25 protein-coding genes are annotated in these 23,549 nt (G+C 70.1%); 10 read left to right on the top strand and 15 right to left on the bottom strand.

Annotated features, from left to right (window positions below; translation table 11 throughout):
- Positions 1 to 18: 18 nt before the first annotated feature.
- The 5 genes from ABEA39_RS04460 to ABEA39_RS04440 all read right to left on the bottom strand — a co-directional run bounded on the left by ABEA39_RS04460 (position 19) and on the right by ABEA39_RS04440 (position 6,628).
- Entirely contained in the window at positions 19 to 1,086 is a 1,068-nt protein-coding gene (locus ABEA39_RS04460; RefSeq protein WP_345373652.1) for a CU044_5270 family protein, read from the bottom strand.
- Positions 1,052 to 1,633 (bottom strand): RNA polymerase sigma factor, encoded by a 582-nt coding sequence (locus tag ABEA39_RS04455; RefSeq protein ID WP_345373650.1) that lies wholly within the window; start codon positions 1,631 to 1,633, stop codon positions 1,052 to 1,054. The genes ABEA39_RS04460 and ABEA39_RS04455 overlap by 35 nt, the downstream gene beginning before the upstream one ends.
- 71 nt (positions 1,634 to 1,704) lie before the next feature.
- Entirely contained in the window at positions 1,705 to 2,919 is a 1,215-nt protein-coding gene (locus ABEA39_RS04450) for an alpha/beta hydrolase (protein WP_345373648.1), read from the bottom strand.
- Complete coding sequence (locus tag ABEA39_RS04445; protein ID WP_345373645.1) at positions 2,916 to 4,235, bottom strand: alpha/beta hydrolase; 1,320 nt, start codon at positions 4,233 to 4,235, stop codon at positions 2,916 to 2,918. Before ABEA39_RS04445 ends, ABEA39_RS04450 begins: the two co-directional genes overlap by 4 nt.
- A complete protein-coding gene (locus ABEA39_RS04440) occupies positions 4,232 to 6,628 on the bottom strand; it encodes a bifunctional lysylphosphatidylglycerol flippase/synthetase MprF (protein WP_345373643.1) in 2,397 nt (798 codons plus the stop codon). Before ABEA39_RS04440 ends, ABEA39_RS04445 begins: the two co-directional genes overlap by 4 nt.
- A gap of 318 nt (positions 6,629 to 6,946) precedes the next feature.
- Here ABEA39_RS04440 and pgi point away from each other — a divergent pair, with 318 nt between their 5' ends.
- Together pgi and ABEA39_RS04430 are read left to right on the top strand one after the other, a co-directional pair.
- Positions 6,947 to 8,674 carry a glucose-6-phosphate isomerase gene (gene pgi, locus ABEA39_RS04435; RefSeq protein WP_345373641.1) on the top strand — a complete coding sequence of 576 codons (1,728 nt, stop codon included), beginning with the start codon at positions 6,947 to 6,949 and terminating at the stop codon, positions 8,672 to 8,674.
- Positions 8,675 to 8,817: 143 nt separating this feature from the next.
- Positions 8,818 to 10,440: a hypothetical protein gene (locus ABEA39_RS04430; RefSeq protein ID WP_345373639.1), complete on the top strand. Its 1,623-nt coding sequence runs from the start codon at positions 8,818 to 8,820 to the stop codon at positions 10,438 to 10,440.
- On the opposite strand, the gene ABEA39_RS04425 is transcribed toward ABEA39_RS04430, so the two are convergent.
- Entirely contained in the window at positions 10,388 to 11,293 is a 906-nt protein-coding gene (locus tag ABEA39_RS04425; protein WP_345373637.1) for a helix-turn-helix domain-containing protein, read from the bottom strand. The two genes, ABEA39_RS04430 and ABEA39_RS04425, sit on opposite strands and share 53 nt — an antisense overlap.
- A gap of 148 nt (positions 11,294 to 11,441) precedes the next feature.
- Between ABEA39_RS04425 and ABEA39_RS04420 the strand changes: the two genes are divergently transcribed.
- On the top strand, positions 11,442 to 12,311 hold the full coding sequence (locus ABEA39_RS04420; protein WP_345373635.1) for an aldo/keto reductase family oxidoreductase: 870 nt from the start codon (positions 11,442 to 11,444) through the stop codon (positions 12,309 to 12,311).
- A 3-nt stretch (positions 12,312 to 12,314) separates the two neighbouring features.
- On the opposite strand, the gene ABEA39_RS04415 is transcribed toward ABEA39_RS04420, so the two are convergent.
- Entirely contained in the window at positions 12,315 to 12,806 is a 492-nt protein-coding gene (locus tag ABEA39_RS04415; protein WP_345373633.1) for a DUF4240 domain-containing protein, read from the bottom strand.
- Positions 12,807 to 13,271: 465 nt separating this feature from the next.
- Here ABEA39_RS04415 and ABEA39_RS04410 point away from each other — a divergent pair, with 465 nt between their 5' ends.
- On the top strand, positions 13,272 to 13,913 hold the full coding sequence (locus tag ABEA39_RS04410) for a hypothetical protein (protein WP_345373631.1): 642 nt from the start codon (positions 13,272 to 13,274) through the stop codon (positions 13,911 to 13,913).
- Positions 13,914 to 14,056: 143 nt separating this feature from the next.
- Positions 14,057 to 14,716 carry a hypothetical protein gene (locus ABEA39_RS04405; protein WP_345373629.1) on the top strand — a complete coding sequence of 220 codons (660 nt, stop codon included), beginning with the start codon at positions 14,057 to 14,059 and terminating at the stop codon, positions 14,714 to 14,716.
- A gap of 27 nt (positions 14,717 to 14,743) precedes the next feature.
- Here the strand turns inward: ABEA39_RS04405 and ABEA39_RS04400 are convergent, their stop codons facing one another.
- Positions 14,744 to 15,358 carry a TetR/AcrR family transcriptional regulator gene (locus ABEA39_RS04400; protein ID WP_345373627.1) on the bottom strand — a complete coding sequence of 205 codons (615 nt, stop codon included), beginning with the start codon at positions 15,356 to 15,358 and terminating at the stop codon, positions 14,744 to 14,746.
- Positions 15,359 to 15,444: 86 nt separating this feature from the next.
- Between ABEA39_RS04400 and ABEA39_RS04395 the strand changes: the two genes are divergently transcribed.
- Complete coding sequence (locus ABEA39_RS04395) at positions 15,445 to 16,326, top strand: SDR family oxidoreductase (RefSeq protein WP_345373625.1); 882 nt, start codon at positions 15,445 to 15,447, stop codon at positions 16,324 to 16,326.
- An 86-nt stretch (positions 16,327 to 16,412) separates the two neighbouring features.
- Here the strand turns inward: ABEA39_RS04395 and ABEA39_RS04390 are convergent, their stop codons facing one another.
- Positions 16,413 to 16,910: an SRPBCC family protein gene (locus ABEA39_RS04390; RefSeq protein ID WP_345373623.1), complete on the bottom strand. Its 498-nt coding sequence runs from the start codon at positions 16,908 to 16,910 to the stop codon at positions 16,413 to 16,415.
- 76 nt (positions 16,911 to 16,986) lie between these two features.
- On the opposite strand from ABEA39_RS04390, the gene ABEA39_RS04385 reads away from it, so the two are divergent.
- Complete coding sequence (locus tag ABEA39_RS04385; RefSeq protein ID WP_345373621.1) at positions 16,987 to 17,568, top strand: NUDIX hydrolase; 582 nt, start codon at positions 16,987 to 16,989, stop codon at positions 17,566 to 17,568.
- Here the strand turns inward: ABEA39_RS04385 and ABEA39_RS04380 are convergent.
- Positions 17,565 to 18,302: an SDR family oxidoreductase gene (locus ABEA39_RS04380; RefSeq protein WP_345373619.1), complete on the bottom strand. Its 738-nt coding sequence runs from the start codon at positions 18,300 to 18,302 to the stop codon at positions 17,565 to 17,567. The two genes, ABEA39_RS04385 and ABEA39_RS04380, sit on opposite strands and share 4 nt — an antisense overlap.
- A gap of 84 nt (positions 18,303 to 18,386) precedes the next feature.
- Here ABEA39_RS04380 and ABEA39_RS04375 point away from each other — a divergent pair, with 84 nt between their 5' ends.
- On the top strand, positions 18,387 to 19,007 hold the full coding sequence (locus ABEA39_RS04375; RefSeq protein WP_345373617.1) for a TetR/AcrR family transcriptional regulator: 621 nt from the start codon (positions 18,387 to 18,389) through the stop codon (positions 19,005 to 19,007).
- Positions 19,008 to 19,281: 274 nt separating this feature from the next.
- Here the strand turns inward: ABEA39_RS04375 and ABEA39_RS04370 are convergent, their stop codons facing one another.
- The gene (locus ABEA39_RS04370) at positions 19,282 to 19,671 is read right to left on the bottom strand and encodes a YciI family protein (protein ID WP_345373615.1); all 390 of its coding nucleotides are present in this window, start codon (positions 19,669 to 19,671) and stop codon (positions 19,282 to 19,284) included.
- Positions 19,672 to 19,733: 62 nt separating this feature from the next.
- Here ABEA39_RS04370 and ABEA39_RS04365 point away from each other — a divergent pair, with 62 nt between their 5' ends.
- Complete coding sequence (locus ABEA39_RS04365; RefSeq protein WP_345373613.1) at positions 19,734 to 20,222, top strand: SRPBCC domain-containing protein; 489 nt, start codon at positions 19,734 to 19,736, stop codon at positions 20,220 to 20,222.
- 106 nt (positions 20,223 to 20,328) lie between these two features.
- Here ABEA39_RS04365 and ABEA39_RS04360 read toward each other — a convergent pair whose 3' ends face one another.
- The gene (locus tag ABEA39_RS04360) at positions 20,329 to 20,673 is read right to left on the bottom strand and encodes a helix-turn-helix domain-containing protein (RefSeq protein ID WP_345373611.1); all 345 of its coding nucleotides are present in this window, start codon (positions 20,671 to 20,673) and stop codon (positions 20,329 to 20,331) included.
- Between the two features lie 238 nt (positions 20,674 to 20,911).
- On the opposite strand from ABEA39_RS04360, the gene ABEA39_RS04355 reads away from it, so the two are divergent.
- On the top strand, positions 20,912 to 21,622 hold the full coding sequence (locus ABEA39_RS04355; protein WP_345373609.1) for an alpha/beta hydrolase: 711 nt from the start codon (positions 20,912 to 20,914) through the stop codon (positions 21,620 to 21,622).
- 22 nt (positions 21,623 to 21,644) lie between these two features.
- Here the strand turns inward: ABEA39_RS04355 and ABEA39_RS04350 are convergent, their stop codons facing one another.
- From ABEA39_RS04350 to ABEA39_RS04340, 3 genes are all read right to left on the bottom strand, one after another.
- Positions 21,645 to 21,836, bottom strand: a complete 192-nt coding sequence (locus ABEA39_RS04350; protein ID WP_345373607.1) for a hypothetical protein — start codon at positions 21,834 to 21,836, stop codon at positions 21,645 to 21,647.
- A gap of 52 nt (positions 21,837 to 21,888) precedes the next feature.
- Positions 21,889 to 22,809 (bottom strand): tetratricopeptide repeat protein, encoded by a 921-nt coding sequence (locus ABEA39_RS04345; RefSeq protein WP_345373605.1) that lies wholly within the window; start codon positions 22,807 to 22,809, stop codon positions 21,889 to 21,891.
- A 105-nt stretch (positions 22,810 to 22,914) separates the two neighbouring features.
- Positions 22,915 to 23,469, bottom strand: coding sequence for a hypothetical protein (locus tag ABEA39_RS04340; RefSeq protein WP_345373603.1), 555 nt, complete (start codon positions 23,467 to 23,469; stop codon positions 22,915 to 22,917).
- Positions 23,470 to 23,549 lie beyond the last annotated feature (80 nt).

The following is a 23,549-nucleotide window of genomic DNA, read 5'->3' as shown; positions in this document are numbered from 1 at the left end:
GCACCGCAGCCGAGCCCGTCACTTCGCCACCCCCGCCGGCAGGGCGTCGACCACCGACGTGGTGACCGCCGTCCACCCCATCGACGTCCCGGCGGGCATCTCGCCGAGGTCTTTCAGCAGCACTTCCCGCTCGCCGATGACCAGCCCGGTCGCCGGGTCGATGATGATCTCCTGGCGCGTACCGTCGCCTTCGTCGCGGCCGATGGCCACCCCCGTCCGCCCGTCGAGGTTGGCGGCGCCCGGGGTGAGGGTGACTCCGGGGATGAGCGCCGCCGCCTTGTACAGCGACGCACGAACGGCGGCGGGAACGATGCCGGATCGCAGGGTGTCCGCGATCCAGACCAGCGCCTCCCCGTCTCGTGACTGGCCCTGGCCGAGGGTGGTCCGGTAGATCTCGTTGAGGAGCTGGGTCGGGTCGGTCGGCAGCGCAGCGAGCTTCGCCGGCGTCACGTCGGCCGGGCTGCCGTAGAAGGCGCCGCCCACTCCGTGCACCGTTTCGTCGGTGTCGCCGGTGTCGGCCGCGGCGGCACGCTCGGAATCGGCGCCGAACGTCTGCACGGGCTTGCCGGAATCGCGCACCCACACCCAGTCCTGGGAGGTGTCGGCGGGCACGTACATCTGTCCGTCCTGTGACTCGAGGTAGACGGTGTCCTGGGCATCGGACGAGGCGCCGGGCACGGGCACATAGGCCGCATAGGCCGCGTGAGTCGCCACCTCGAGATACTGCCCGGGCGCGACGACCGGATCGCTGGTCGCGATGGCGGCGGCCGCGGCCTGGTCGAGGGTGTCGGCCGCCGCGGCGTCCGCTCCCCCACGCCAACCTGCCAGCCCCACCACGTTCCCGAGGACGAGCGCGGTCGCGACGCCGGCTGCGACCAGGCCGGTGGCCGTGATCCAGCCCGCCGTGTGCATCCCCCGGTGGGTCTTCACCGGAACGGCCTTCGCCGGAGCGGTCTTCGCCATCGGAGACGACGCGGTCTCCCACGCCAGGTGCTCGACCAGCCGGGCGCGCCCGTTCAGCAGCGCCTCGTCGGTCGGCCCCGTGGGCTGACTACGAACCTTGCGGAGCAACGTCAGCTCGTCCATGTTCCACCTCCTCGGTCGCCAGGCGACCAGCAGCGGCGCGCAGGATGCGACGCACGCGGTTGATTCGTGAGCGGACGGTCCCGACGGGAACGCCCAGGGCGACAGCGACGCCCTCGTAATCGAGATCGCCCCAGGCGTACAGGAGGATCGTGTCGCGATCGGCCTTCGACAGGCGACGGATCGCCCCGGACAGCCGACCGATGGCGAGATCCGCCTCGAGGGCGTCGTCGGAGTGTTCCGTCGTCAGATGCACGCGATCGGCATGCTGTTCTGCTCGCCAGAGACGGGCTTCGAGGCGTCGGTGCTTTTTTATCAGCGTCGTCACGATGCCGAACAACCAGGGCAGGGCATCGGCACGGTCGAGATCGAAGCTGTCGAGTTTCTCGAACGCGACGGTGAAGGTCTCCGAGAGCAGGTCGTCGGCCGTCTGCTCGCCGAGTCGGCGGGCCGCGAACCGGTGGATGCTCGGCGCATGTCGGTCGTACAGCTCGGCGAACGCCGCGGGGGTGCTCTGCGCCCTCCTGATGATCTCGCTGTCTGTGCTCACATCAGGTATTGCAGCGACGCCGCCATTAAGTTCACGATCCATTTCGCCAGTGGGCCCCTGGGGAGAACCCGTCAACCGGGTTGAGTGGCAGCCGGGAGGTACTGGCCGGCCGCAGCGAGCCCGAAGCGCGGGTAGAGCATCCCCAGGCCCGCGGCGAAGCCGTTCGTGGCGGTGGTCCAGTTGTGCCCGGAGTTCGGCGACAGGTACCGCGCCACCTGGATGCCGGATGCGGCGGCGGCACCGGACATCTCCTGCATGATCGGCCCGTAGTGCGTGTCGGTCCCGCCCACCGCGAACAGGCCGACCTCGTCCGAGTACGGCGTGTGCGCCCGCAGCAGAGTCGTCGGCAACGCTGCCTCGTAGGCGGCGCGACTCCCCCGGAACCCGCGCGCGATCGTTGCCGCGATCGTCCCGACGCTCGGGGCCTCCTCGCCGGACACGTCGACGAGCGCCCCGAAGACGTCCGGATGCGCCGCCGCGAATTGGAGCGAGCAGGTGCCGCCCTCGGAGAACCCGCCGACGGCCCATGAGTCACGGTCGTCTGCTACGTGCAGGTTCGCCCGGATCCACCCGACCACGTCGGTCATGACGTACGTCGCCGCGTTCCCGAGCGGCCCGTCGACGCACATCGGGTTGTCCTGCGGCTGCCCGAGCTGGTCGGGGACGACCACGATCGGGGCGAGTCCGTGGTTGACGGCGGCCAGGACATCCAACGTCTTCTCGACGCTTCCGACCTCGATGACCGACTCGGGGCTCGCCGGTTGACCGGACAGCAGGATCACGACGGGCAGTGCGGGCGCGTTCGCCACCAGGGCCGCAGGCGGGCGGTAGATCTCGGCCGGGCGCGCGACGAAACCCGAAGCGGTGCCGGGGATGCTCGTGGCCGTCACCGTACCGACCGACGGCATTCCGCGCGGCGGCTTCCAGGTGCGGTAGAGGCTCTTCGTGGTGACGGCTCCCGCCACCGTGACCGCCCCGGGCGCCCCGAGGTCCGGCGTTGGGCGAACCGAGTCCGCGCCGCCCAGGGCGATCGGCGGCACGACCGGCTCCGCGGGCGCGGTCGGAGTCGCCGTCGAAGAATCCTGGGCGGCGGGAGGCGTGGCCGTCGAGTGTGCGGACACCGGGCTCGACGACGACCCGCCACCGGGAGCCGAACCCATGCCCAGCCCGATTCCGCCGAACACGAGCCCGGCGACGGCTACGGCCGAGGCGACCGCGAAGGCCACCGACCCGACGACCGACCCGCTCCGCCGCGAGCTCTTCGACTGGGCTCGCCGCCGGCTCATCGCCCCGCTCCGATCGCCCGGGTCCGCTGCTCGAACCACGCCAGCCCGAGGGCCAGCGCCTTCGACGCGGTCGCGTAGTCGTGGCCGCTGTGCGGGATGACGACGGTCGTGACGTCGATCCCTTCCTCGCGAGCGGCGCTCGAGAGCACCGGCAGCACGGGGCCGTACCGGCTGTCGCTGGCGCCCACCGCGAAGAAGGCGGCGGAGTCGGCGTACCTCCCGTGAGCGGCGAGGATCGCCAGCGGCTGCGCCTGGTCGTAGGCGGCCCTGCTCCCGCTGAACCCCCGATCGATGGTGTCCTGCAGGGAGTCGAGCGACGGACCCTTCTCCCCCGACACGTCGATGAACGACCCGTAGAGCGTGGGATGCGCGCTCCCCAGCTGGATCGCGCAGGTACCGCCCTGGCTGAACCCTCCGATCGCCCAGTCCCGGGGATCGGTCGCGACGTGCAGATGGCTGCGGATCCACGTCGGCACGTCGACCGTCAGGTACGTGGCGCTGTTGCCGAGAGGCCCGTCGACGCACATCGGGTTGTTCGCCGGGAGCGAGAGCTGATCGGGGATGACGACGATCGGCGCGAGCCCGTCGTTGCGCGCGGCGAGGGCGTCCAGCGACGAGGCGACCCGGCCGGCGTCGACGAGGTTCGCGGGGGCCGCGCCCGGACCCTGGCCCGAGAGCAGCACCACGACGGGCAGCGCTGGGGCATCGCTCACCAGCGCGGCGGGCGGGAGGTAGACGATCCCGGCTCGTGCGGGAAAGCCGGAGCGGTGTCCGGGAATCGCGATCGATCCGTAGCGACCGGCTCGGGGCAGGTCCGATGGCGGATTCCAGCGAGGCGGCGGAGTGGTGTCGGCACGCTCCGCGGCGGTGAGACTCGGCAGGACGATCGGCTGCACGAACGGCACCCCGAGAGCGTCGCCGACCTCCGGGAACAGGCCGGCGTCGCGATTCACGGCGAGAGCGCCGGCGAGGACGATGACGACGACCCCGGTGCCGGCCAGGACGCGGCGACGGACGGGGGCGTCGATGCAGGCCGCGACGACGAGGCCGATCCCGGCTGTGACCACGGCGACCCAGACCCGATCCACCCAGGTCGGCGGGATGCCGACGATGTCCAGCACGTCGCCGAGGAACCAGCCGAGGAACACCCCGAGGGCGGCTCCGACCGCAGCGAACGCGAGCAGGCGGATGCGCATCCCCCGGCTCTTCCGGGCTGGGACGACGAGCGCGACTGCGAACACGGCCGCCAGGAGATAGACGGGAACGAGGGTCTTGACCGAGACGAGCGAGAACTCGAGGACGTGGCGGGAGATCATCGCAGGCTCCGGAGGAGTTTCGGGATCTGCCGGGCGGTCAGATCGGGCAGATATGCACGGCCCAGGGCGGCACCGATGCGGGGCAGGTCGATCGGGTCGGGGTAGGCCATGATGAGCTGTTCGTAGTCGGGCTGGAACTTCTTCTTGAACGTGAAGAGCGACTGGAACCCGTAGGCGGGTTCGAGGGCGCTGCCGAGGAAGGACAGGACCCGGTCGGTCGCGTCGACGGGTGCGGTCGAGTCCGCGCCGAGTGACGAGGCGAGGGGTGCCGCGGAGAGGCTGAGGAACTCGAGGTCGTCCTCCTGCGCCTTCAAGGCGGCGGAGGCGATGAGGAACTCCATCACGCCGTTCATCGAGTCCGTCCGCCGACGCATGAAGTCGAGGGTCCAGCCGATCACCCGGCCGTCGCGGTAGGAGGGCAGCCAGCTCGTCACGGCGAGCACGCGTCCGTCGTCGTCGATCGCCAGCATGAGGGCGACGTCGCAGTCCTGCAGCTCGTCGAGCCCGCCGAGCGTGAAGCCCATCTCGGGAAGGCCCTTGTCGGACATCCACTGCTCGGAGATCTCGTGGATCTGACGTGCCGTCGCGGAGCCGAGCTCCGCGTAGGTCGACCACAGGGCCGTCACCCCGGCCTTGGAGGCCCGGTTCATGCTCGAGCGGACGTCCTGCCACTTCTTGCCCTGCATAGAGAAGGTCCGAGGGCGAAGGACCGTCTCCTCTCCGACGGGGAGGTCGTACCAGGCCATCCGCTGGAAGACCGGCAGCAGGGCGGCGCGCACGCTGTAGAACACCGGCAGCAGACCCTGGTCGTCGCACCACAGGGCGAATTCGGCGACGACGCCGGGAGCGTCCTCCTCGGTGGCCAGAGGGTCGCCGCAGGTCACGGCCACGTCGCCGACCCGGCGGTAGGCCACGGCCGAGCGACCGGAGGGCGAGTACCAGATCTCGTTGCCGTCCCAGGTGGCCATGAACGCTAGATTGCCTGAGACGCCCTTCTTGAGGATCCGATCGAGCGACTCGCGCTCCGTCGAGGAGGCGCGGCCACGAGTCCGCTCCCGGCAGGCGACGACGAGGGCGAGGATGGCGACGACCCAGAACGCCCAGCCGATGTTCTCGAACAGAATCCGCGGCAGCCCGTGGGTGGGAACCGATCCGACGTGCCGGATCCCGATGAAACCGACGGGCAGAAGACGCAGGATGCCCGTTCCTATCAGGCCGTCCAGGCCCACCGCCGGCACGAACACCTCGGGCGCGACGGATCCGGCGACGACGTAGGCGGCGACGAGAGCCGCACCGGAGAAGAGGACGGCGCCGGCCGGCGTGAGTGCCGCACGACCGTTCGGGCGATCGGGTCGGCCGCCGCCGACTGCGTCTCGCCGCGCGAGGTGAGGGAGCAGGACGATCAGGAACGCCGCGACGCCGAGGGGCACCGACGCCGACACGACGGAGAGCAGTACGTGCAGGGCGCCGTAGCGAGCGGCGGCACCCGTGGGGATCGGCGCCGTGATAGCAGCGACGCCCGAGGCGACACCGAGGACGACGTTGACGACGATCGCCACGAGCACCGCCGGTCGACGCCCCCGCCGGATGAAGAACGCCGCGAGGAACAGCACGACGAGAGGAAGGAACCCGACGAGCGCCGTGCCGGGGGTGTGCAGCCCGTCCAGTGCGCGCGACGGGGTGCAGGCGCTGTGCACCGCCGAGAGTCCGTGCTCGCGGAAACCGGCACAGGCGCGGGACAGCGAACGATTCGGCAGGCTGTTGCGGAAGAGCGCTCCGAGCGGCGCGAGGGGCCCCACGGGCGTCCTGCTGAGGACCGCGAGGAAGGGGCCCGCTGCCGAGATCGCGACCAACGAGGACGCCAGCACGCGGGCCTCGTGCTGCGAACTGCGGACCCAGGCGCGGCGCCTCGTGGTGCCGCGCGATCGGAGAGCGATGCCGACGAGAAGTCCCGTGACGGCGGCGACCAGCGTGACGAGACCGCCGAAGCTGCCTTCGAAGAGGACGAACACGAGAGCCGAGGCCAGGACGAGGAGGCGGATGCGCCGCCGCCAGAGCGCGCTGGCGAAGGCACTCGCCACGAGGATCGAGCCCACCGCGGGTGCGTAGAGAGGGAAGCCCGACAGGCGGTAGGTGGGCGACGCGGTCGAACCGAACGTCGAGGTGACGAGGACCCGGATGGCGATGCCCACCACCACCGAGACGATCGCGACCGCGACGTACGCACGAACGGCCTTGCGTCGGCCGATCAACCTCTCGGTCGCGCCGACGAGCACGAGTGTCGCCGCGACGGAGAGCACCCCTTCGAGCGGGCGGAGCTGCATGGTGCCCGGCCGGCCCCTCAGGAAGGCGGCCACGACGAAGAGCAGCAGCACGATCGATGCCGTCGTCACCCCCACCGGGTGGAGCCGGACGTATCGCGAAATGGTCCCGGCTGTCGACCGGCCCCCCAAGACTGCGCGTGAAACGGGAATCACATCCTCATGATCACGGTGTCGCGCCCCAGCGGAGCGTCACCGGTCATGAACCTATCGAAACCCGGTGACGCCTCCATCCGCCGAAGGGACTATCTCGGCTTGTGACCGCGGTCCCACGGTCGGACCGACGCCAGGCGGACGCCGAGCGGCGCTCCGCAATAGAGTTGTGGATGGCCCGCCAGGCAACGATGCGTGAGTCGCGGGCCAGCACCGTTCTGGTAACTGGAGGACCCCTTGACCGAATCCGCTCCCGTCGACCCCACGTCGACCGACGCCTGGAAGGCTCTCGACGGCATCGCCGACGGCTTCACCCCCGATCTGCGCGGTTGGTTCGACACCGACGCCGAGCGCGCGTCGAAGTACACCTTCCAGGCCGCCGACCTCACCGTCGACCTGTCGAAGGGGCTCATCAACGAAGAGATCCTCGGGCACCTCCTGCAGCTCGCGAAGGACGTCGACGTGGCCGGGCGTTTCGAGGCGCTCATCTCGGGACAGCACATCAACGTCACCGAGGACCGCGCTGTGCTGCACACCGCGCTGCGCCGCCCCAAGGACGGGGAGGGCCTCGTCCCGCCGAAGGGCTTCGTCGTCGACGGCGAGGACGTCGACGCCGAGGTGCACAAGACGCTCGACAAGGTCTACGCCTTCGCCGAGAAGGTCCGCTCCGGCGAGTGGACGGGCGTGACCGGCAAGCGCATCGAGACCGTCGTCAACATCGGCATCGGCGGTTCCGACCTCGGCCCCGTCATGGTCTACGAGGCCCTGAAGCCTTACGTCCAGGCCGGCATCGAGGCGCGTTTCGTCTCCAACATCGACCCCAGCGACGTGTACGAGAAGACGGTCGACCTCGACCCCGAGACCACGCTGTTCATCGTCGCGTCGAAGACCTTCGGCACGCTCGAGACCCTCACCAACGCGCGCCTCGCCCGCGAGTGGCTCTGGAAGCAGCTGGCGGCCTCCGGCGCCATCGACGACTCCGACGAGAAGAAGAAAGACGCGGTCGCGAAGCACTTCGTGGCCGTCTCCACCGCTCTCGACAAGGTCGCGGCCTTCGGCATCGACCCCGAGAACGCCTTCGGCTTCTGGGACTGGGTGGGCGGTCGCTATTCGGTCGACTCCGCCATCGGCACCTCGGTCGTCATCGCCATCGGCCCCGACAACTGGCGCGAATTCCTCGCCGGCTTCCACGCCATCGACGAGCACGTCCGCACCGCGCCGCTCGAGAAGAACGTCCCCGTCCTCCTCGGCCTGCTCAACGTCTGGTACTCCAACTTCCTCAAGGCACAGAGCCACGCGGTCCTGCCCTACGCCCAGTACCTGCACCGCTTCCCCGCCTACCTCCAGCAGCTCACGATGGAGTCCAACGGCAAGAGCGTCCGCTGGGACGGCACGCCGGTCACCACCGACACCGGCGAGATCTTCTGGGGCGAGCCCGGCACGAACGGCCAGCACGCGTTCTACCAGCTCATCCACCAGGGCACGCGCCTCATCCCCGCGGACTTCATCGCGGTCGCCAACCCGGCGCACCCCCTGAAAGACGAGACGGGCGACGGATCCACGGTGGAGGCCGGGCAAGACGTCCACAACCTCTTCCTCGCGAACTTCTTCGCCCAGACGAAGGCGCTCGCCTTTGGCAAGACCGCCGACGAGGTCCGCGCCGAGGGCACCAAGGAGTCCGTCGTGCCCGCACGCGTCTTCAGCGGCAACCGGCCGACCACGAGCATCCTCGCCCCCGCCCTGACGCCGAGCGTGCTCGGCCAGCTCATCGCCCTCTACGAGCACATCGTGTTCACCGAAGGCACGATCTGGGGCATCGACTCGTTCGACCAGTGGGGCGTCGAGCTCGGCAAGCAGCTCGCGCTGCAGGTGGCACCGGCCGTCGACGGTGACGCGGCGGCCCTCGAGAAGCAGGACTCCTCGACGAAGTCGCTGATCCAGAAGTACCTGGAGCTGCGCAAGTAGTTCCGCACCGCCACGAGTGTCCAGCCGGCGTCGTCCTCCCCACGGGGGCGACCTCGACTGGACACTCGCTCGTTGTGCGACCGGGGGCGACCGGGCAGGCGCGGCGCCATGGTGGGCCGTCGGCGATCCCCTACGATTGCCGGGTGCATATCTGGGGGCGAAGGGCCGTTCGAGCCGCGCCCGTTCTCGCTCTGATCCTCACCGTCGCCTTGGCGATCGTCGTGCGACTGCAGTTCGCTTCGACCGGTTCCGCCTCGCTGGACGCCGACGAAGCCACCACGGGAATGATGGTGCGGACCATCCTGTCCGGGCAGAACGGCTACGTCTTCTTCGCCGGCCAGACCTACAACGGCTCGGCCGAGCAGTACCTCCAAGCCGCGGCGATCTGGCTGTTCCACCTGCCGCAGACCCCGTTCGCCCTGCGTCTGGTGCAGGTAGCGCTCTCGGCCGGAACGGTGGTCGCCGTCTACCGCCTCGCCCGCCTCGTCACCCGCGGACTCTGGATCCCCGTCGTGGCCGCGCTCGTCTTCGCCGTCGGCCCGTTCTGGAACGTCTTCTTCTCGACGAAGAGCTACGGCTCGTACGACAGCACTCAGTTGGTCGCGGTCCTCGGTGTCATCTGCGCACTCCGCGCAACCGGCTTCCTGGTGGATGCCCAGCGCGAGCAGTCGACGACGCGGGTGCGCTGGGGCTGGTGGTTCGGCCTCGGACTCGCCTGCGGCCTCGTCGTCTGGCTCGGCCTCTCAGGCCTCGAGGTCCTGATCGCGGCGATCCTCTGGGTCCTGCCCTGGTTCTTCCGGTCGATCCGGGCCGTCGTCGCCACCGTCGTCGGTGCGCTCATCGGATCCCTGCCGGTGACCTGGTGGATCGTCCGGCACTCGTGGACGCTCCCCAGTGCAGGCGGACCCCAACCCGTCACGACCATCCACCAGCGCTTCGACATCCTGACGAGCGTGGTCGGGCGCCAGTTCCTCGGCCTGGTCGGCTCGTCGGAGTCGACACCGTGGCCGGCGGTGATCCAGAACAGCATCCTCGTGATCGGTGTCGTCGTCGTCGTGATCGCCGTCGTCCTGCGGGTGCGCGGACTCGCCGCTGTCGTCACCGGTCGCCGGAGCCACCGCCGCGCCGTCGACCTCGTCCTCCTCGTCTTCCCGGTCGCCATCGTGATCTACCTGCTGTCCTCGCACACCTGGTACTCGGGCAGCCCGCGCTACCTGTTCATCCTGTATCCGTTCGTGGCCGTCTCGGCAGCCGCCGTGATCGGGTGGATCGGCTCGAAACGCACCGTCCTCTCCCGGAGGCTGCCCGACTTCCGCCCGATCGTCGCAGTGATCACCGCGTCGGCCCTGGTCCTGACCCTCGGCTCGACGGCGATCGGTACGGCTCAGCAGGCCGAGCCGGAGGGGCACACGACCGACGCCGAGTTCGTATCGGCGCTGCACGGCATCGACAAGGCCGGCATCCACGACCTCTACGCGGACTACTGGACGGCGGTTCCCGCTCAGTACTTCGGCGCGAACACGGACGTCACGGTGGCCGAGTGGGCTCCGATGGCCCGCTTCATCGGCGTGCGTAAGCAGGTGGACGCAGCGAAGGCGTTCAGCTACATGACCTCGAACCGGGTGCTCACGTCCGAGAGCCAGCAGATGCCGGCCGCCCTCGACGCCCACCACGTCACGTACCGCACCCTCCACTTCGGCACGATCACCGTCTTCACCGACCTGAAGCCGGCCATTCGTCCGGACGAGCTCGGCCTGGTGAACTGAAGCCCTCCGACATCGTCGACCCTGCCGCCGAGGTGGGCGACGCCGGGGCGTGCAGCGACTCGAGCAGCCGCAGCAGCCCCTCCGACTCCGAGCCTCGCTCCGCGTGGTAGATCACGAGCAGTAGTCCATCGCTCCCCGCGATCTCGAGCTTCTCGCGCTCGAGGGTCAGGTCGCCGACCTCCGGGTGCCGAAGGCGCGTCGAAGCACCCTGCCGCATCTTGACGTCGTGCCGCGCCCACAGGCGGCGGAACTCCTCGCTCCCCAGCGACAGTTCGCCCACCAGTTGAACGATGCCCGGGTCGGGGGTGCCGGTGCCGACCGACGACCGGAACGAGGCCACGAGCCCTCCGGCTGCCTGTTCCCACTCCGGGTAGAAAGACCGCTCGTCTTCGTCCAGGAAGAAGTCGCGCATCCGGTTGCCACCCACGGCCAGTCTCGGCGACAACGCCACGGCCAGCGGGTTCGAGGCGAGCACGTCAAACGAGCGCCCCTCCACGAACGCGGGCTGCTCGAGAACCCCGAGCAACTGGAGGATGCCCGTCGGCACGATCTCGCGACGCGGCTTGGGCGCTGCCCGAGGCCGCTCCCGCGCCAGGCCGATGAGGTACTCGGTGGCCAACGCGTCGAGCTGCAGCACCTGCGCCAGCGCCCCGAGGACCTGCTCGGACGGATGCCGGTCGCGCCCCTGCTCCAACCGCAGGTAGTAGTCGGAGCTGATGCCGGCCAGCATCGCCACCTCTTCGCGCCGCAGCCCGGCCACGCGGCGGACGCCGGTCACACGGATTCCGACGTCGGCCGGCTGCACCAGCTCGCGCCGGGCCTTGAGGTATTCGCCGAGAGCGTTCGATTCCATGTCGCTACGCTAACCCGGCTCCGTGCGGGCCCGGGTGGTCCCGCGACTCCCAGGAACGAGAGGACTCTTGAAGCGGGGGATGCCCGGGGCGAGGGTAGAACGGAACTCGGGCCTTCATCGGCCCCCACTCCGAAAGGCTCCCCCACTCATGGCAACCACCACTCTTCCCGGCGGCACCTACCCCCTCGCCGACGACCTCACCGTGACACGCATGGGCTACGGCGCCATGCAGCTCGCCGGCCCTGGCGTTTTCGGTCCGCCCGCCGACCGTGACGGCGCCATCGCCGTGCTGCGCGCGGTCGTCGAGATGGGCATCACGCACATCGACACCTCCGACTTCTACGGCCCGCACGTCACGAACCAAATCATCAAGGAAGCGCTGCACCCGTACCCGGCGGACCTGCACCTCGTCACGAAGATCGGCGGCAAGCGTGACGCGCAAGGCGGTTGGCCGCACGCCCGTTCGCGTGAGGAGCTCATCGAGGCCGTGCACGACAACCTGACCAACCTCGGGCTGGAGCAGCTCGACGTGGTCAACCTCCGCCTCGGCGGCTTCGACGCCCCCGAGCCCGGGTCCATCGCCGACAAGGTGGAGGTCATGGCCGAACTGCAGCAGCAGGGGCTCGTGAAGCACGTGGGGCTGAGCACAGTGAATGCCGAGCAGATCGCGGAGGCACAGCGCATCCTGCCCATCGTGACCGTGCAGAACTTCTACAACATCGCCAATCGCCAGGACGACGCGTTGATCGACTCGCTGGCGGCGCAGGGCATCTCGTACGCGCCGTACTTCCCGCTGGGAGGGTTCTCGCCGCTGCAGTCGTCGACTCTGTCGGACGTGGCGACGCGTCTCGAGGCCACGCCCATGGCCGTCGCGCTGGCGTGGCTGCTGCAGCGGTCGCCGAACATGCTGCTGATCCCCGGCACGTCGTCGGTGGCCCACCTGCGCGACAACGTCGCGGGCGCCTCGCTCGAGCTGCCGGCCGACGTGGTGGCGGAGTTGGACGCGATCGGCGCCTGACTCCTAGTCCTCTTTCCAGCCCTCGGTGTTGCTGCCGGTCTCGTAACTGAGAGCGATCGACGCGAAGTCGATGTCGTAGCCGGCCTGGTCGGCGGCTTCTTCGGCGACGTACAGGAGGGCCTCCGCGGATCCGGGGTCGTCCTCTTCCAAGAACACGGTGCCGTCGCCCTCGGCCCGCTCCATCACAGCGGTGCCGGCGGCGACCGTCGCGGCGCGCGCGTAGAGGAACACGTCGTCGCTGACGCCCAGTTCGTCGGCGGCCTCGTCGTTCTCGCGCATCCACTCGTGTGCTTTGGCCGTGTCGAGGTCGTGCAGCTTGACGGTCAGAGCGGCGTGGAATCCGAGGAGCTGGTCTTCGGAGAGGGCAGCCAAGGCATCGCGGAGCGCCCCGAGCGAGTCTTCGTCCACCTGCCCGCCGAGCACGTCGATGAGGTCCCAGAACAGGTCGTCGGGGAGGGCGAGCTTCGAGGTCTCGTCGTAGTCGGTGCTGGGCATGCGGGGCTCTCTGGGTCGGTGCGTTCAGTGCGTGCGGTGCGTGCGGTGTGGTGTGCCGGACCAGTCTGGCGGATGCGCGGGTCTCGTGCCCTGTGCCGGGCCGCTGTGAGTTCGAGCCGCACCCCGTTCCCGCGGACCCGCACCCGATCGCCGCGGACCCGCACCCCGTTCCCGCGGACCCGCACCCCGTTCCCGCGTAGCCGCACCCCGTTCCCGCGGACCCGCACCCGCTCCGCCGCACGGCACCCCGGTCGACCGGTGGTCCCCCGCGGTCTCGAGGGTGCGGCCGCATCGGGCACCGCCGAACATTTGCGCTCGGTCGGTCGAAGGGCCGCGCTGCCGCAAGGAGCGTGTTCTCTCCCGGGTCATTGTCGGTATCGGTGAATTCACCTCCGCGGACAACGACGCAGTGCCCGAACGGGGACCTCCGGCAGGTCCGCTGCATCGCCTACTCTCGACCTCGTCATGAGTCCTGCGCCCACCCCCGAACGTCCCGACGCGAACCGTGCCGGAACTCGGCCCCAGCGGGACGTCTCGCAGCGCCGCAGAGAGCCGCCGACCTCCGCCCGGATCGAGCAACCGATCTTCGGGCTGCTCCTCGCGGCAGCCGGCCTCTTTCTCGTGGCAGCGGCTATCGGACTCCCTCTTCCCTTCCTCCCGGAGAAGACGAACGGTGACGACAACGCGAAGAACCTGCACGCCTTCGTGTCGTCCCTGGGTGACTGGGTCCGCTACCCCGGCTGGCGCTACTCAGCGGGAGCATGGTTCTACGCAGCCGTCGCCGCCGGAGCGACCAGCGCCGCCTTCACCTGGGGTCGGGCGACGACCTGGTCCCGCCCGCGGAGATTCCTCACCGTCGGTGGCGCCGCAGTCCTCGTTTTCTGCGCCGGGCCGCTCGTCCAGAACCTCCTCGGTATCCCGTGGAGCAACTACGACACAGGCCCTTACCCGATCGGCGACCCGATCTGGGAAGCGCCGCTGATCCTTTCGGTGGGCTACTCACTTCTGCTGATCGGCTTCTTCGCGGGCGGTGCGATCAAGTTCAGGGACAGGCGAAAACGGTCGGTGCGAAGGTCGCTCGACGACCCGAAGGCTCGGCGCCGGTAGCGCAAGACGCCGCCGCGCTTTTGTTCGGACCGGGCGTGCCACCCCCGTTCACGGGCGTTCCACGCCGCCCGCCCGCGTGCCATGCTGAGGCGCCCGAACCGCCTCGCGCCCGAAGCGGACCCCTGCCGAGGAGCGCCCGCTTCATGTCCGACCCCGACAACACCTATCCGTCCGTGAATCCTGCAGCCGCGCATCCCGCGGATCTCAAGGTCTCGACGGCCTGGTATTCGAAGCTTCCCCTTGTGGCCATCGTCATCTGCATCGTGGCCGTCATCCGCGAGCTTCGGCCCCTGTCGGCAGCCGTCGAGAGCGGGGGCCGTGACACGTTCGACGACGTCCTCGCCATCGCGATCCCCGTCGCGATCGTCATCATCTTCGTCGTCCTGATTCTGACCCGTCTGAAGTCGCGGGCTCGCACGAAGCGACTCCGCGAACGCTTCCCCTCCGCCGCCATCGGCGTGGGCATCTGGGCGAGGGCCACCCGCTCCGTCGTGCCCGAGAAGCGGGGCGGCAACCAGGCGAACAGCTTCGGCCTCGTGATCACCGCCGACGGCATCGACGTGTGGGAGGACACCGACAAGGCTCCCCTGGTGCGGCTCCCCCGCGCGGACGTCGCCTGGATCCGCACGGCCGTCATTCGCAACGGCAACCGCTCGACCGCCGGCCTCATCGTCTCGTCGCGCAGCCGCGGCGACATCCCCCTGATTCTCACCGACCCGGACCGCCGCATCTCGTCCTACCTGCGCAGCGCGAAACTCCACGACCTCGCAGTTCAGGGCCGTGGGATGCTCGGCCTGCGCTAGATCTGCCCGTCGGCCGGATCGGACACCTCAGCCGAGGGCCGCAGCCGCCGCCCGCAAGTCGGCGAGAGCCGCCAGAGCGTGAGGTGCCAGGCCCTCGTCGTCGTCAGCGGGAGACGCGGAGGTCGCAGGAGGAGACGCAGCAGCGGCGGCCGCCGACCACCGCGCATAGCCCTGCTTGAAGGCGAGCACACCCATCTCGCTCGCGAGTTGCGCGGCCGTCGACGGCACGCCGCGGGCGACGAGAGCCGTGGCCATCGCAGCGGCCATGCCCACGCTCTTGAGGGCGTCGCGCTCCTGCAGTTCGGTGCTCGCCGCCACGGCTGCTTGCAGCCGGGGCCCGAGGTCGCGATTCGTGGGCCCCATCTCGCTGGACGCCATGGCGAGACCCGCCGCCACGGCCTCGAGCGGCGACGCGTCGGCCGGAGCGGACGTGATGCCCGAGGCGAGCAGGGCGCTCAGCGTCTCCTGCCCCGCGACGAGGAGCTCGCGCTTGTCGGGGAAGTGCCGGAAGAACGTGCTTTTCGTGACCCCGGCGCGTTCGGAGATCTGGGCGACCGTCGTCTCGTCGTAGCCCTGCTCGATGAACAGATCGACGGCGGCGACGACCAGCCGTTCGCGTGCCCCTGCTTCCCACCGTGCCATGGCCCCATCCTAGTTGACGGGACAAGAGTCCCATCGCGGTGCTACGGTGATGGGACATTCATCCCATCACTGTGAGGAACTCTTCCATGCACGTTTTCGTCACCGGCGGCACCGGCACGATCGGCACACCCGTCGTCGCCGAACTGCTCGCCCACGGCCACTCCGTCCTCGCCCTCGCTCGCTCGGACTCCTCGGCGACCGCGCTCACGCGGGCGGGCGCCACGCCTCTCCGGGGCGACCTCGCCGACCTCGACGTCCTCCGGGCCGGAGCCCAGCAGGCCGACGGCGCGATCAGCCTCGCCGCGGGCAACGACTTCAGCACCGCCGAGGCCGTCGCCCGGATGGTCGCCGAGGAGACCGCAGCGATCACCGCCATCGGCGAGGCGCTGGTCGGCACCGACAAGCCCTTCGTCGTCGTGTCCGGCACGCCGTGGGTGTCGGGACGTGCATCCATCGAATCCGATCCCCTGCCCCTCGAGGGCCCGGTCGGCGGCCGCGCGGTCACCGTCAACGCCATCCTGGCGCTGGCCGAGAAGGGCGTGCGGAGCTCGGCCGTCCGCATGCCGCGCACCGTGCACGAGAACGGCGACGGCGGTTTCGCCGGGCTCCTCACCCAGGCCGCTCGGCAGTCCGGCGTCGTCGGCTATCCCGGCGACGGAACCCAGCGCTGGCCGGCCGTGCATGCCCGCGACGCCGCTTCGCTCTTCCGTCTGGCTCTCGAGTCCGCGCCCGCCGAGACCGCGTGGCACGCCGTCGCTGACGAGGGGGATGCCGTGAGTGACATCGCCGCCGTCATCGGCCGCCGCCTCGGGCTCCCGGTCGAGCAGGTGTCCGTCGAGTCGTTCGGCCCCTTCGGCCCGATCTTCGCCACCGACCAGCCGTCGTCCGCGGCTCACACGCGCGAGGCGCTGGGGTGGAAGCCCACGCACGGCAGCCTCCTCGACGACCTCGAGAACCTCCAGCCGTAGGCCGGGCGCGGCGTCGAGAGCCGAAGGCCGGGTGCGGCCGGGAGAACCGGTGGGCCGGACACGACCTAGAGCAGCGCCGGGCATCCTCACCCCGCGAGGATGCCCTCGATCTGCCCCATCGCCAGCTTCATGCCGTCGAGCATGCCCATCTCGACGAGCTCGTCCATCTGCTCGGGGCTGTCGAACGTGGTCGTGAGCGTCATGCGCGTGCCCAGGTCGTCGCCGACTTCGAGGGATTCGAGGAGCACGGTCAGGTGCGACACGGGGCCGTCGGCGACCGGCTCTCCGTTCTCGTCGGCGAAACCGTCGTCGAGGCTCAGATCGGTGGGCGCGTCGACCGACGTGATGCGCCACCAGCCCGGGAACTTCTCGCCTTCCGGGCTGGTCATGGCGTACGCCGCCCGACCGCCGGGCGCGAGATCGAGCTCGGTGAACACGGCCGGGAACGTCGGCGGCCCCCACCACCTCTCGAGTTGGCGGGGGTCGGACCACAGCTGCCACACCCGCTCGGGAGGCGAGTCGAACTCGGCCACGAACGTGAGCTGAAGGGCGTCCCGGTCGGAGGACGCGACGATGTCGGCCATGGGTGGATCCTTTCGTCGGCGCTGGCGATGCTGGGATGGTACCGCCCGGCCGACTCGGGACCGGCATGATTGCAGGATGTCCGAAGCTACCGAGAACCCGACCGAACCGCACTGGCGCCGTCTCGGCACCCGTGAGCTGTACCGAGGGCGCGTCCTTCTCACCGAGCACGAGGTCGAGCTCCCGGGCGGCGGCCGCACCACGTTCGAGGTCAACGAGAGCAGCCCGTTCGCAGTGGCCGTGCTGCTCGCGCCGACGCCCGACGAGGTGATCGTCGCCCGGCAGTACCGCTACGCCCCCGACCGCTGGATCTACGACCTGCCCGGCGGTGCGGGCGACGAGGGCGAGGAACCGGAGGATGCAGCGCGGCGCGAATGCCGAGAAGAGGTCGGTCTCGTCCCGGGCCGGCTGGTCCACCTGCACACGTTCTTCCTCGACCCGGGTCGCTACGCCTGGCCGCTGCACGTCTACTTCGCGACCGACTTCGAGGAGGGCGAGGCGGATTCGTCCGACCCCTCGGAGCAGGTGTTCGGCCGGCGCATGCCTCTCCGCGAGCTCGACGCGCTCATCTCCTCGGGCGAAGTGGTCGACCCGGCCCTGATGGTCGGGCGCACCTTCGCCGGGCTGAAGGGGCTGCTGCCGCTCCTCGGTTCGCTCTAGGCGGCGAAGCCGGCCAGCAGCGCCTCGAACGACGGGTAGAACTGCTCGGCCGGTGTGCTCAGCGTGGCCTTCACCTGGCGGGTGTCGTCGTCGGCCAGCACCTCGAGTGCTCCGGAGACCACGCCGTCGTACGCCTGCTGCACCACGCTCAGCGGTGTGACCTTCGGCACCTCCCAGCGGGTGGCCATGGGGGTGTCGACCATGCCCATCAGCACGGTCGTGACGTGGGTGCCCTGGGCGGCGAGTTCGACGCGCAGGCCGTTCGACGCCGACCAGAGGGCCGACTTCGAGGCGGCGTAGAGGGTCGGGACGGGGATCCAGGCCGCGGCCGACGCCACGTTGATCACGGTGCCGCCACCGTTCGCGGCCAGGGTGGGCGCGAAGGCCCGGGCGAGACGCACAGGTCCGAAGACGTTGGTCTCGAAGATCTGACGCATCTGCTCTTCGGATCCGTGCAGGGTCGAATCGCCCTCGGGAGCGATACCCGCATTGTTGACGACGAGGTCGACGTCGGTCGCCTGGGCGACGGCGGAGACGACGGATCCGAGATCGGTCACGTCGAGCTCGAGCGGCACGATCCGGTCGTCGCCCCAGGCCTCCGCGGTACGAGGTGTGCGGGCGGCGGCGTAGACCCGGTTAGCGCCGCGCTCCAACGCCTCGCGGACGAAGTGCTCGCCGATGCCTCCGTTCGCGCCGGTGACGAGGACGGTTCGCGCGGTCAGTGACTGGTTCATCTAGACTCCTTGGCTAAGTGGGGATGATCCCCGCTCAAGTATGTGGGGAGCATCCCCGCTTAATCAATTCGTTTGAGGACTTTCATGGCAACCGTCGATTCTGCGGTCAGCGCTTCGGCTGTCGACGCGTCCGGAGCGGGTGTCGCGGCTCGGCCGCTGCGGGCCGATGCCCGGCGCAACCGCGACGCGATCCTCGCGGCGGCGCACGCGACGTTCGAGGTCGAGGGGGTACTGGCCTCCCTGGACGGCATCGCCGTCAAGGCGGGCGTGGGCAACGCGACCCTGTACCGGAACTTCCCCACGCGCGACGACCTGCTAGCCGCCGTGATCCAGGACAGCATCGTGGCGATGCTCGTGGAGGGCGACGAGCTCAGCCGCACCCTCTCCCCCGCCGAGGCGCTGTCGGAGTGGTGTGTGCGCGTCGCCTGGCAACTCCGGATCTGGCACGACCTGCCCGGGTGCGTCGTCTCAGCACTGGCCGACGAGGCCTCGCCCATGAACACGGCCTGCGTGCCCCTGCAGGCTCGCACGAGCATGATGCTCGACGCGGCCCGGGCGGCCGGCTCGGTGACGAGCGACGTCACCGCCGACGAGATCTACGAGCTGATCACGACGCTGTCGTGGGGGCTCGACCGATTCGCGGTCGATGCGCCGGCCGCGCGCCGCCGGGTGCTGCTCGCGACCGCGGGGCTCTTCGCGCGCTGAGTCGACGCGTCTGGAGCGGCAGCCGCTCCCATCCCGTGAGAGGAGCGACTGCCTGTCCGGCGCATCGGTCGCATCTGCCACTGTCCGCTTCGGGTCGGATGCCGTCTCCGTGTAGGGGCGGAGGGGCTTCGTGGCGAGGTCCGGGCCGAATGGATGCACAGTAGCGCCGTTCGAATACCCATGACAAGCGTTCTTAAAAAGGGTTAGCGACCGGCTTTTCCGGACTGTTCGGACGAAGTCGATCGGACGCCGCGACCGGACGCCGTCGAAACCCTCAGCCGGCCGCCGCGTCGTGGGAGGGCGCCGACAGCAGGGGCCTCAGCTCGATCTTCCGGTTGCAGGCCCTCGACGCACCGAGCGCGAGGGCGCGGGCCGTGTCGGCATCGGCGACGTCGATGATCCAAAACCCGCCGTAGTGCTCGGTCGAGGCGAACAGCGGCGCCTCCACGACCGACGCCGCGCCCTCGTGGACGTCGCGGTCGTCGACGACCACGGCGGTGTTCGGCGCCGCAAGGCCGCCGGCGAAGATCCAGTGCCCGTCGGCCAGCAACTGCGCGTTGAACACGTCGATGGCCGCGGCCTCCGTCGCGTCGGCCGATCCGGCCTCGTCGGCACGGACCCCGCCCGGCAAGAACTGCTCGATCACACTCATCAGGTACTGCATTAGTCCGTTCCTTTCACCGTGCGGGTGTTCCGCTGGCTGCGAAGTGGTGCCACAGTAGCCGCATGAGCGACCAGACGCAGCAGCACGCCGAGACGACGCACGAGAGGGTCGGGGAGCAGTCGCTGTTCCATCGGCGTGAGTTCGAGGCATCCCCCGCGCGCGTGCATCTCGCTCACACGGACGCCGCCCAGTTCGTGCAGTGGATGGGGCCCCGCGGCACGACCGTGCGGCTGGACGAGTTCCGACCGGTGTCGGGCGGCCAGTTCCGCTACGGCGTGGTGGCGTCGAGCGACGACAGCTGGGACTTCCGCGGCAGCTACCACGAGGTCTCGCCTGGACTGATCGTCCACACCTGGCAGTACGTCGGCGAGCCCGACATCACGCTCGAGACTTTGCGGTTCGTCGACCTCGAGGGGGGCCGGTCCGCCCTCGAGATCGTGTCGACGTTCACCTCGAAGGGGGCCTGCGACGCCATGGCCGAGAGCGACATGGGCGGCGGGATGGACGAGAACTTCGACCGAATCGACGACCTCCTGGCCGCCGGGGCCTGAGCGGGCGTCGGCCCAGGGCCGAGGGGTCTGCGGCCCGGGGCCGAGCGGTCTACGCCCCGGGCTGCGTCGCGGACCGAGCAACCGGACCACGCCGCCGAGCGCGCAGTCAGGCCGCGACGGCGTACAGCGACACCCCGGGGGCGCGCTGAGGGCGGCTGGTACGGCCGACCTCTCGGCGGCGGAGCTCGGCCACGGCGGCCGCGGTCAGATCGAGCAGTCCGATCCCCAGCGCACCCGTCACGGCGGCGATCATCTCGCTCGAGGGTTCTTTGAGGCCGCGCTCGATCTCCGACAGGTATTGGGGAGAGATGCCGGCGCGGGAGGCCGTCTGCACGAGCCGTTCGCCGCGATCCAGTCGCATCTCGCGCAGTCGCCGGCCCAGCACTTCGCGCAGCAGCGGTTCGACGCCGTCGCGGCCGGTCTTCGTCTCGCTCGCCCTCGCATCAGCCATGGCCACAGCCAACCAGCGTGGGCTCGGGGAGGCGACTCGTTCCGCTCAGGGCAGAACGCGTTGCCCGGTCGAGGTCGCTGGCCGCTGCGGTAGTCGACGAATGGTTTCGCCTTGGGGGCGAGATTTCGCGCCGCGGCGCGAAACGACTCCCCCACGGCGAAACGACACCGCCGAGAGGCGGGCGCCGCCGAGAGCGGCGACGCGGGATGCACGGCCCGGCTGCGAATACGGTGGCCCCATGACCGAGATCGTGTTCGTCCATGGCGCCCTGGTGCGCGACGGAGCCTGGTGGTGGAAGCCCGTCGCCGACCAGGTGCGCGAGGCGACGGGGGTGTCGAGCCGGGCGGTGCTGCTTCCGTCGTGCGGCGAGGGTCCGGCGGCCGGCGCCGATGCGGGGTTGGCCGAGGATGCCGCGGCGCTCCACGCGGTTCTGGACGAGACCGAAGCCGCCATCGTGGTGGGGCACTCGTACGGCGGCACTGTCATCGCGGAGGGGGCCGAGCATCCCGCCGTCTCGCATCTGCTCTACATCACCTCGTACCTGCCGGAGGTCGGGCAGTCGCAGGCCTCGATCATGAGCGCCGAACCGGACCCGGTCTCGATCGCGATGGACGGCGGGATGCTCAGCGTCGACGGCTACACGCCCGACACGTTCGGCGAGCGATTCTGGGCGGACCTCGGAGACGGGGATGCCCGGGCCGAGGCCTGGGCCCGAGTGACGCCCCAGGCTGCCGCCGCTTTCAGCACGCCGACCACCCGCGCCTCCTGGCAGGGTCGCGAGTCGACGTACCTGGTGTGCGGTGCCGACCGGTCGACGTCGGTTGCGCTTCAGCGCACCCATGCCGCTCGCGCCACGCACTCCGCCGAGCTGCCGACGGGGCACCACCCGTTCCTCACCCGGCCGGACCTCGTGGCGCAGCAGGTCGGGCGGGTGCTGCGGTCGCTCTGACGGGTGCGGCGCAGCGCGCGTGTCACGGTAGGAAGTCGAGGCCGTTGATGGCGTTCTCGAGCAGATGGCCGAGGGGCCTCACGCCGTAAAGCCACAGCCCCCTCAGTGGCCGAGGCCACCACTGCGGCACCTCGGCCAGCAACGCGCGGCGGCGGCGCTCCCGCGTGGCGGTGCGCTTCTCCGGGCTCCGGTCGTGATCCGTGTGCTTCCCCACCCCCGAATCCTAGGGCGCGGCGTGGCCGGCGCTGCTGTCGCGGGCCGCGGTGTCAGGCGTCGATCCAGAGGGTCGCGTTGAACTTCGCCAGGCGCTGGAGAGCCTCGGCGTGAATGGTCTCGGCCCCGCTGCCGAACGTGAAGAAGGCGCGGACGAAGACGTCGGGATGATGGAGGGCGGCGAGATCCACCTGCGTGGCCTCGAGCGTGTCGAGCGCCGCCGTGAGCGTCGCCTCGACACGGTCTGCACGGAGCGACCAGTTGGACTCGGTGAAGCTCTCGTGGTGCACCCGGTACTGGAAGTTGTCGCGAGGGTGGATGTTCGGACTCAGTGACGAGAGCCCGCTCAGTGCCGGGATTGCATGGAGCGAGAGGACATCGAGGCTGAAGATGACGTGGCCGGCGTCGCTGTCGTCGTCGTCGTCGTCGTCCAGACCATCGTCTTCCGTGCCGTCGTCGCTGCCCGGCGCGTCCTCGACGATCGGCGGGAGTCCGCGCAGCGACCTCCAGTCGTTCGCGTATTCCGCTACGGCGCGCCCGTACATCGGGAGCGTGGGCGCCAGAGCGGTCAGGGCCGTTCCGACGGCTGCCCCGGCCCGGCCCGAGTTGAGGAACGCCAGAGCCAGGAAAGCGCTGCCCGCGGCCCCGGTCACCGGGTCGTCCGGGCGCCCGCGCAGGATGTCGATCGCCTGCTCGAACTCCCCCACGTTGCGCAGCGAACTCGCGAGCTGGATCTGCGCCTGGAAGTGTCGTTCGTCGGGCAACCCCGCCTCGAGCGCCCGCCGGTACAGCGGGATCGCCTCGGACTCGTGGCCGAGGAAGTCGTGCGCCGATGCCCATTCGAAGAGCGCCTCCGGGTCCCCGGCGGGCCGCTCGTCGACGAGGAGCTTCATCGCTGCGAGCACGGCCGGGGCATCCTCGTCGTCGGCTGTCTCCCAGAACCGGGCCACCCTGTCGTCCCACGTGTCTTCCACCTCAGCATCGTTGCAGACGCGCTCGTCGAACACCGCGCGATTCCACGGGAAACGCGCCGTCTGTACCGCGCGGTCTCCGTGAAATCGCGCGTTCTTCCGACCCGGTCACCTCCTCCGGATCAGCCGCGTGAGCATTCCGAGCCCGGCCGCAGCCCAAACGACGAGAAGAATGGCCGCGGTCAGAGGAATGCCGATGACGATCAGGCCGACGGCAGCCAGATCGTCGCCGCCGGAGGCGGGCCCGGTCGCGGGATCCAGCATCGCGCCGACGTAGTACATGACCGCCGCGATTGTCAGGAAGAGAGCGACGAACCAGAGCCATCCCATCATGCGCCGGCGTCCGAGGATCCCGCACAGCGCGACCGTGGCCAGCCCCAATCCGGCGGCCGACCCCGCGACGGCCCGGACGTCCGAGCCCTCGGAGTGCGTCGCCAGGCCACCCACGAGCAAGGCCATCAGCACAAGGAGCCAGGTGGCGCCGGCCGCGCGCACCCAGGTGGGGGCGGCGAAGAACCCGGGCTTCTCGCGCCCCGGGATGGGCCGCCACCCCGTGCCGTCGAAGCGCCAGCAGCCGTCGGCGGACTCCGTCGGGTACCAGCGCCGCCCATCCCACCAGTACAACCCGTCCGGGCTGAGGTGCCCGCTCGTCCAGATCGACATGTGTCGCCCTCTCGTCCGGCTCGTCGCCCCTCGATTCCCCGAACGTAACAGCGGCTAATCGGCACCGAATCCGCCTGCAG

Source organism: Frondihabitans cladoniiphilus (genome assembly GCF_039544345.1).
Taxonomy (GTDB): domain Bacteria; phylum Actinomycetota; class Actinomycetes; order Actinomycetales; family Microbacteriaceae; genus Frondihabitans; species Frondihabitans cladoniiphilus.
The sequence above is the reverse complement of the archived record's forward strand: the minus strand, read 5'-3'. Positions and strand labels throughout refer to the sequence as shown.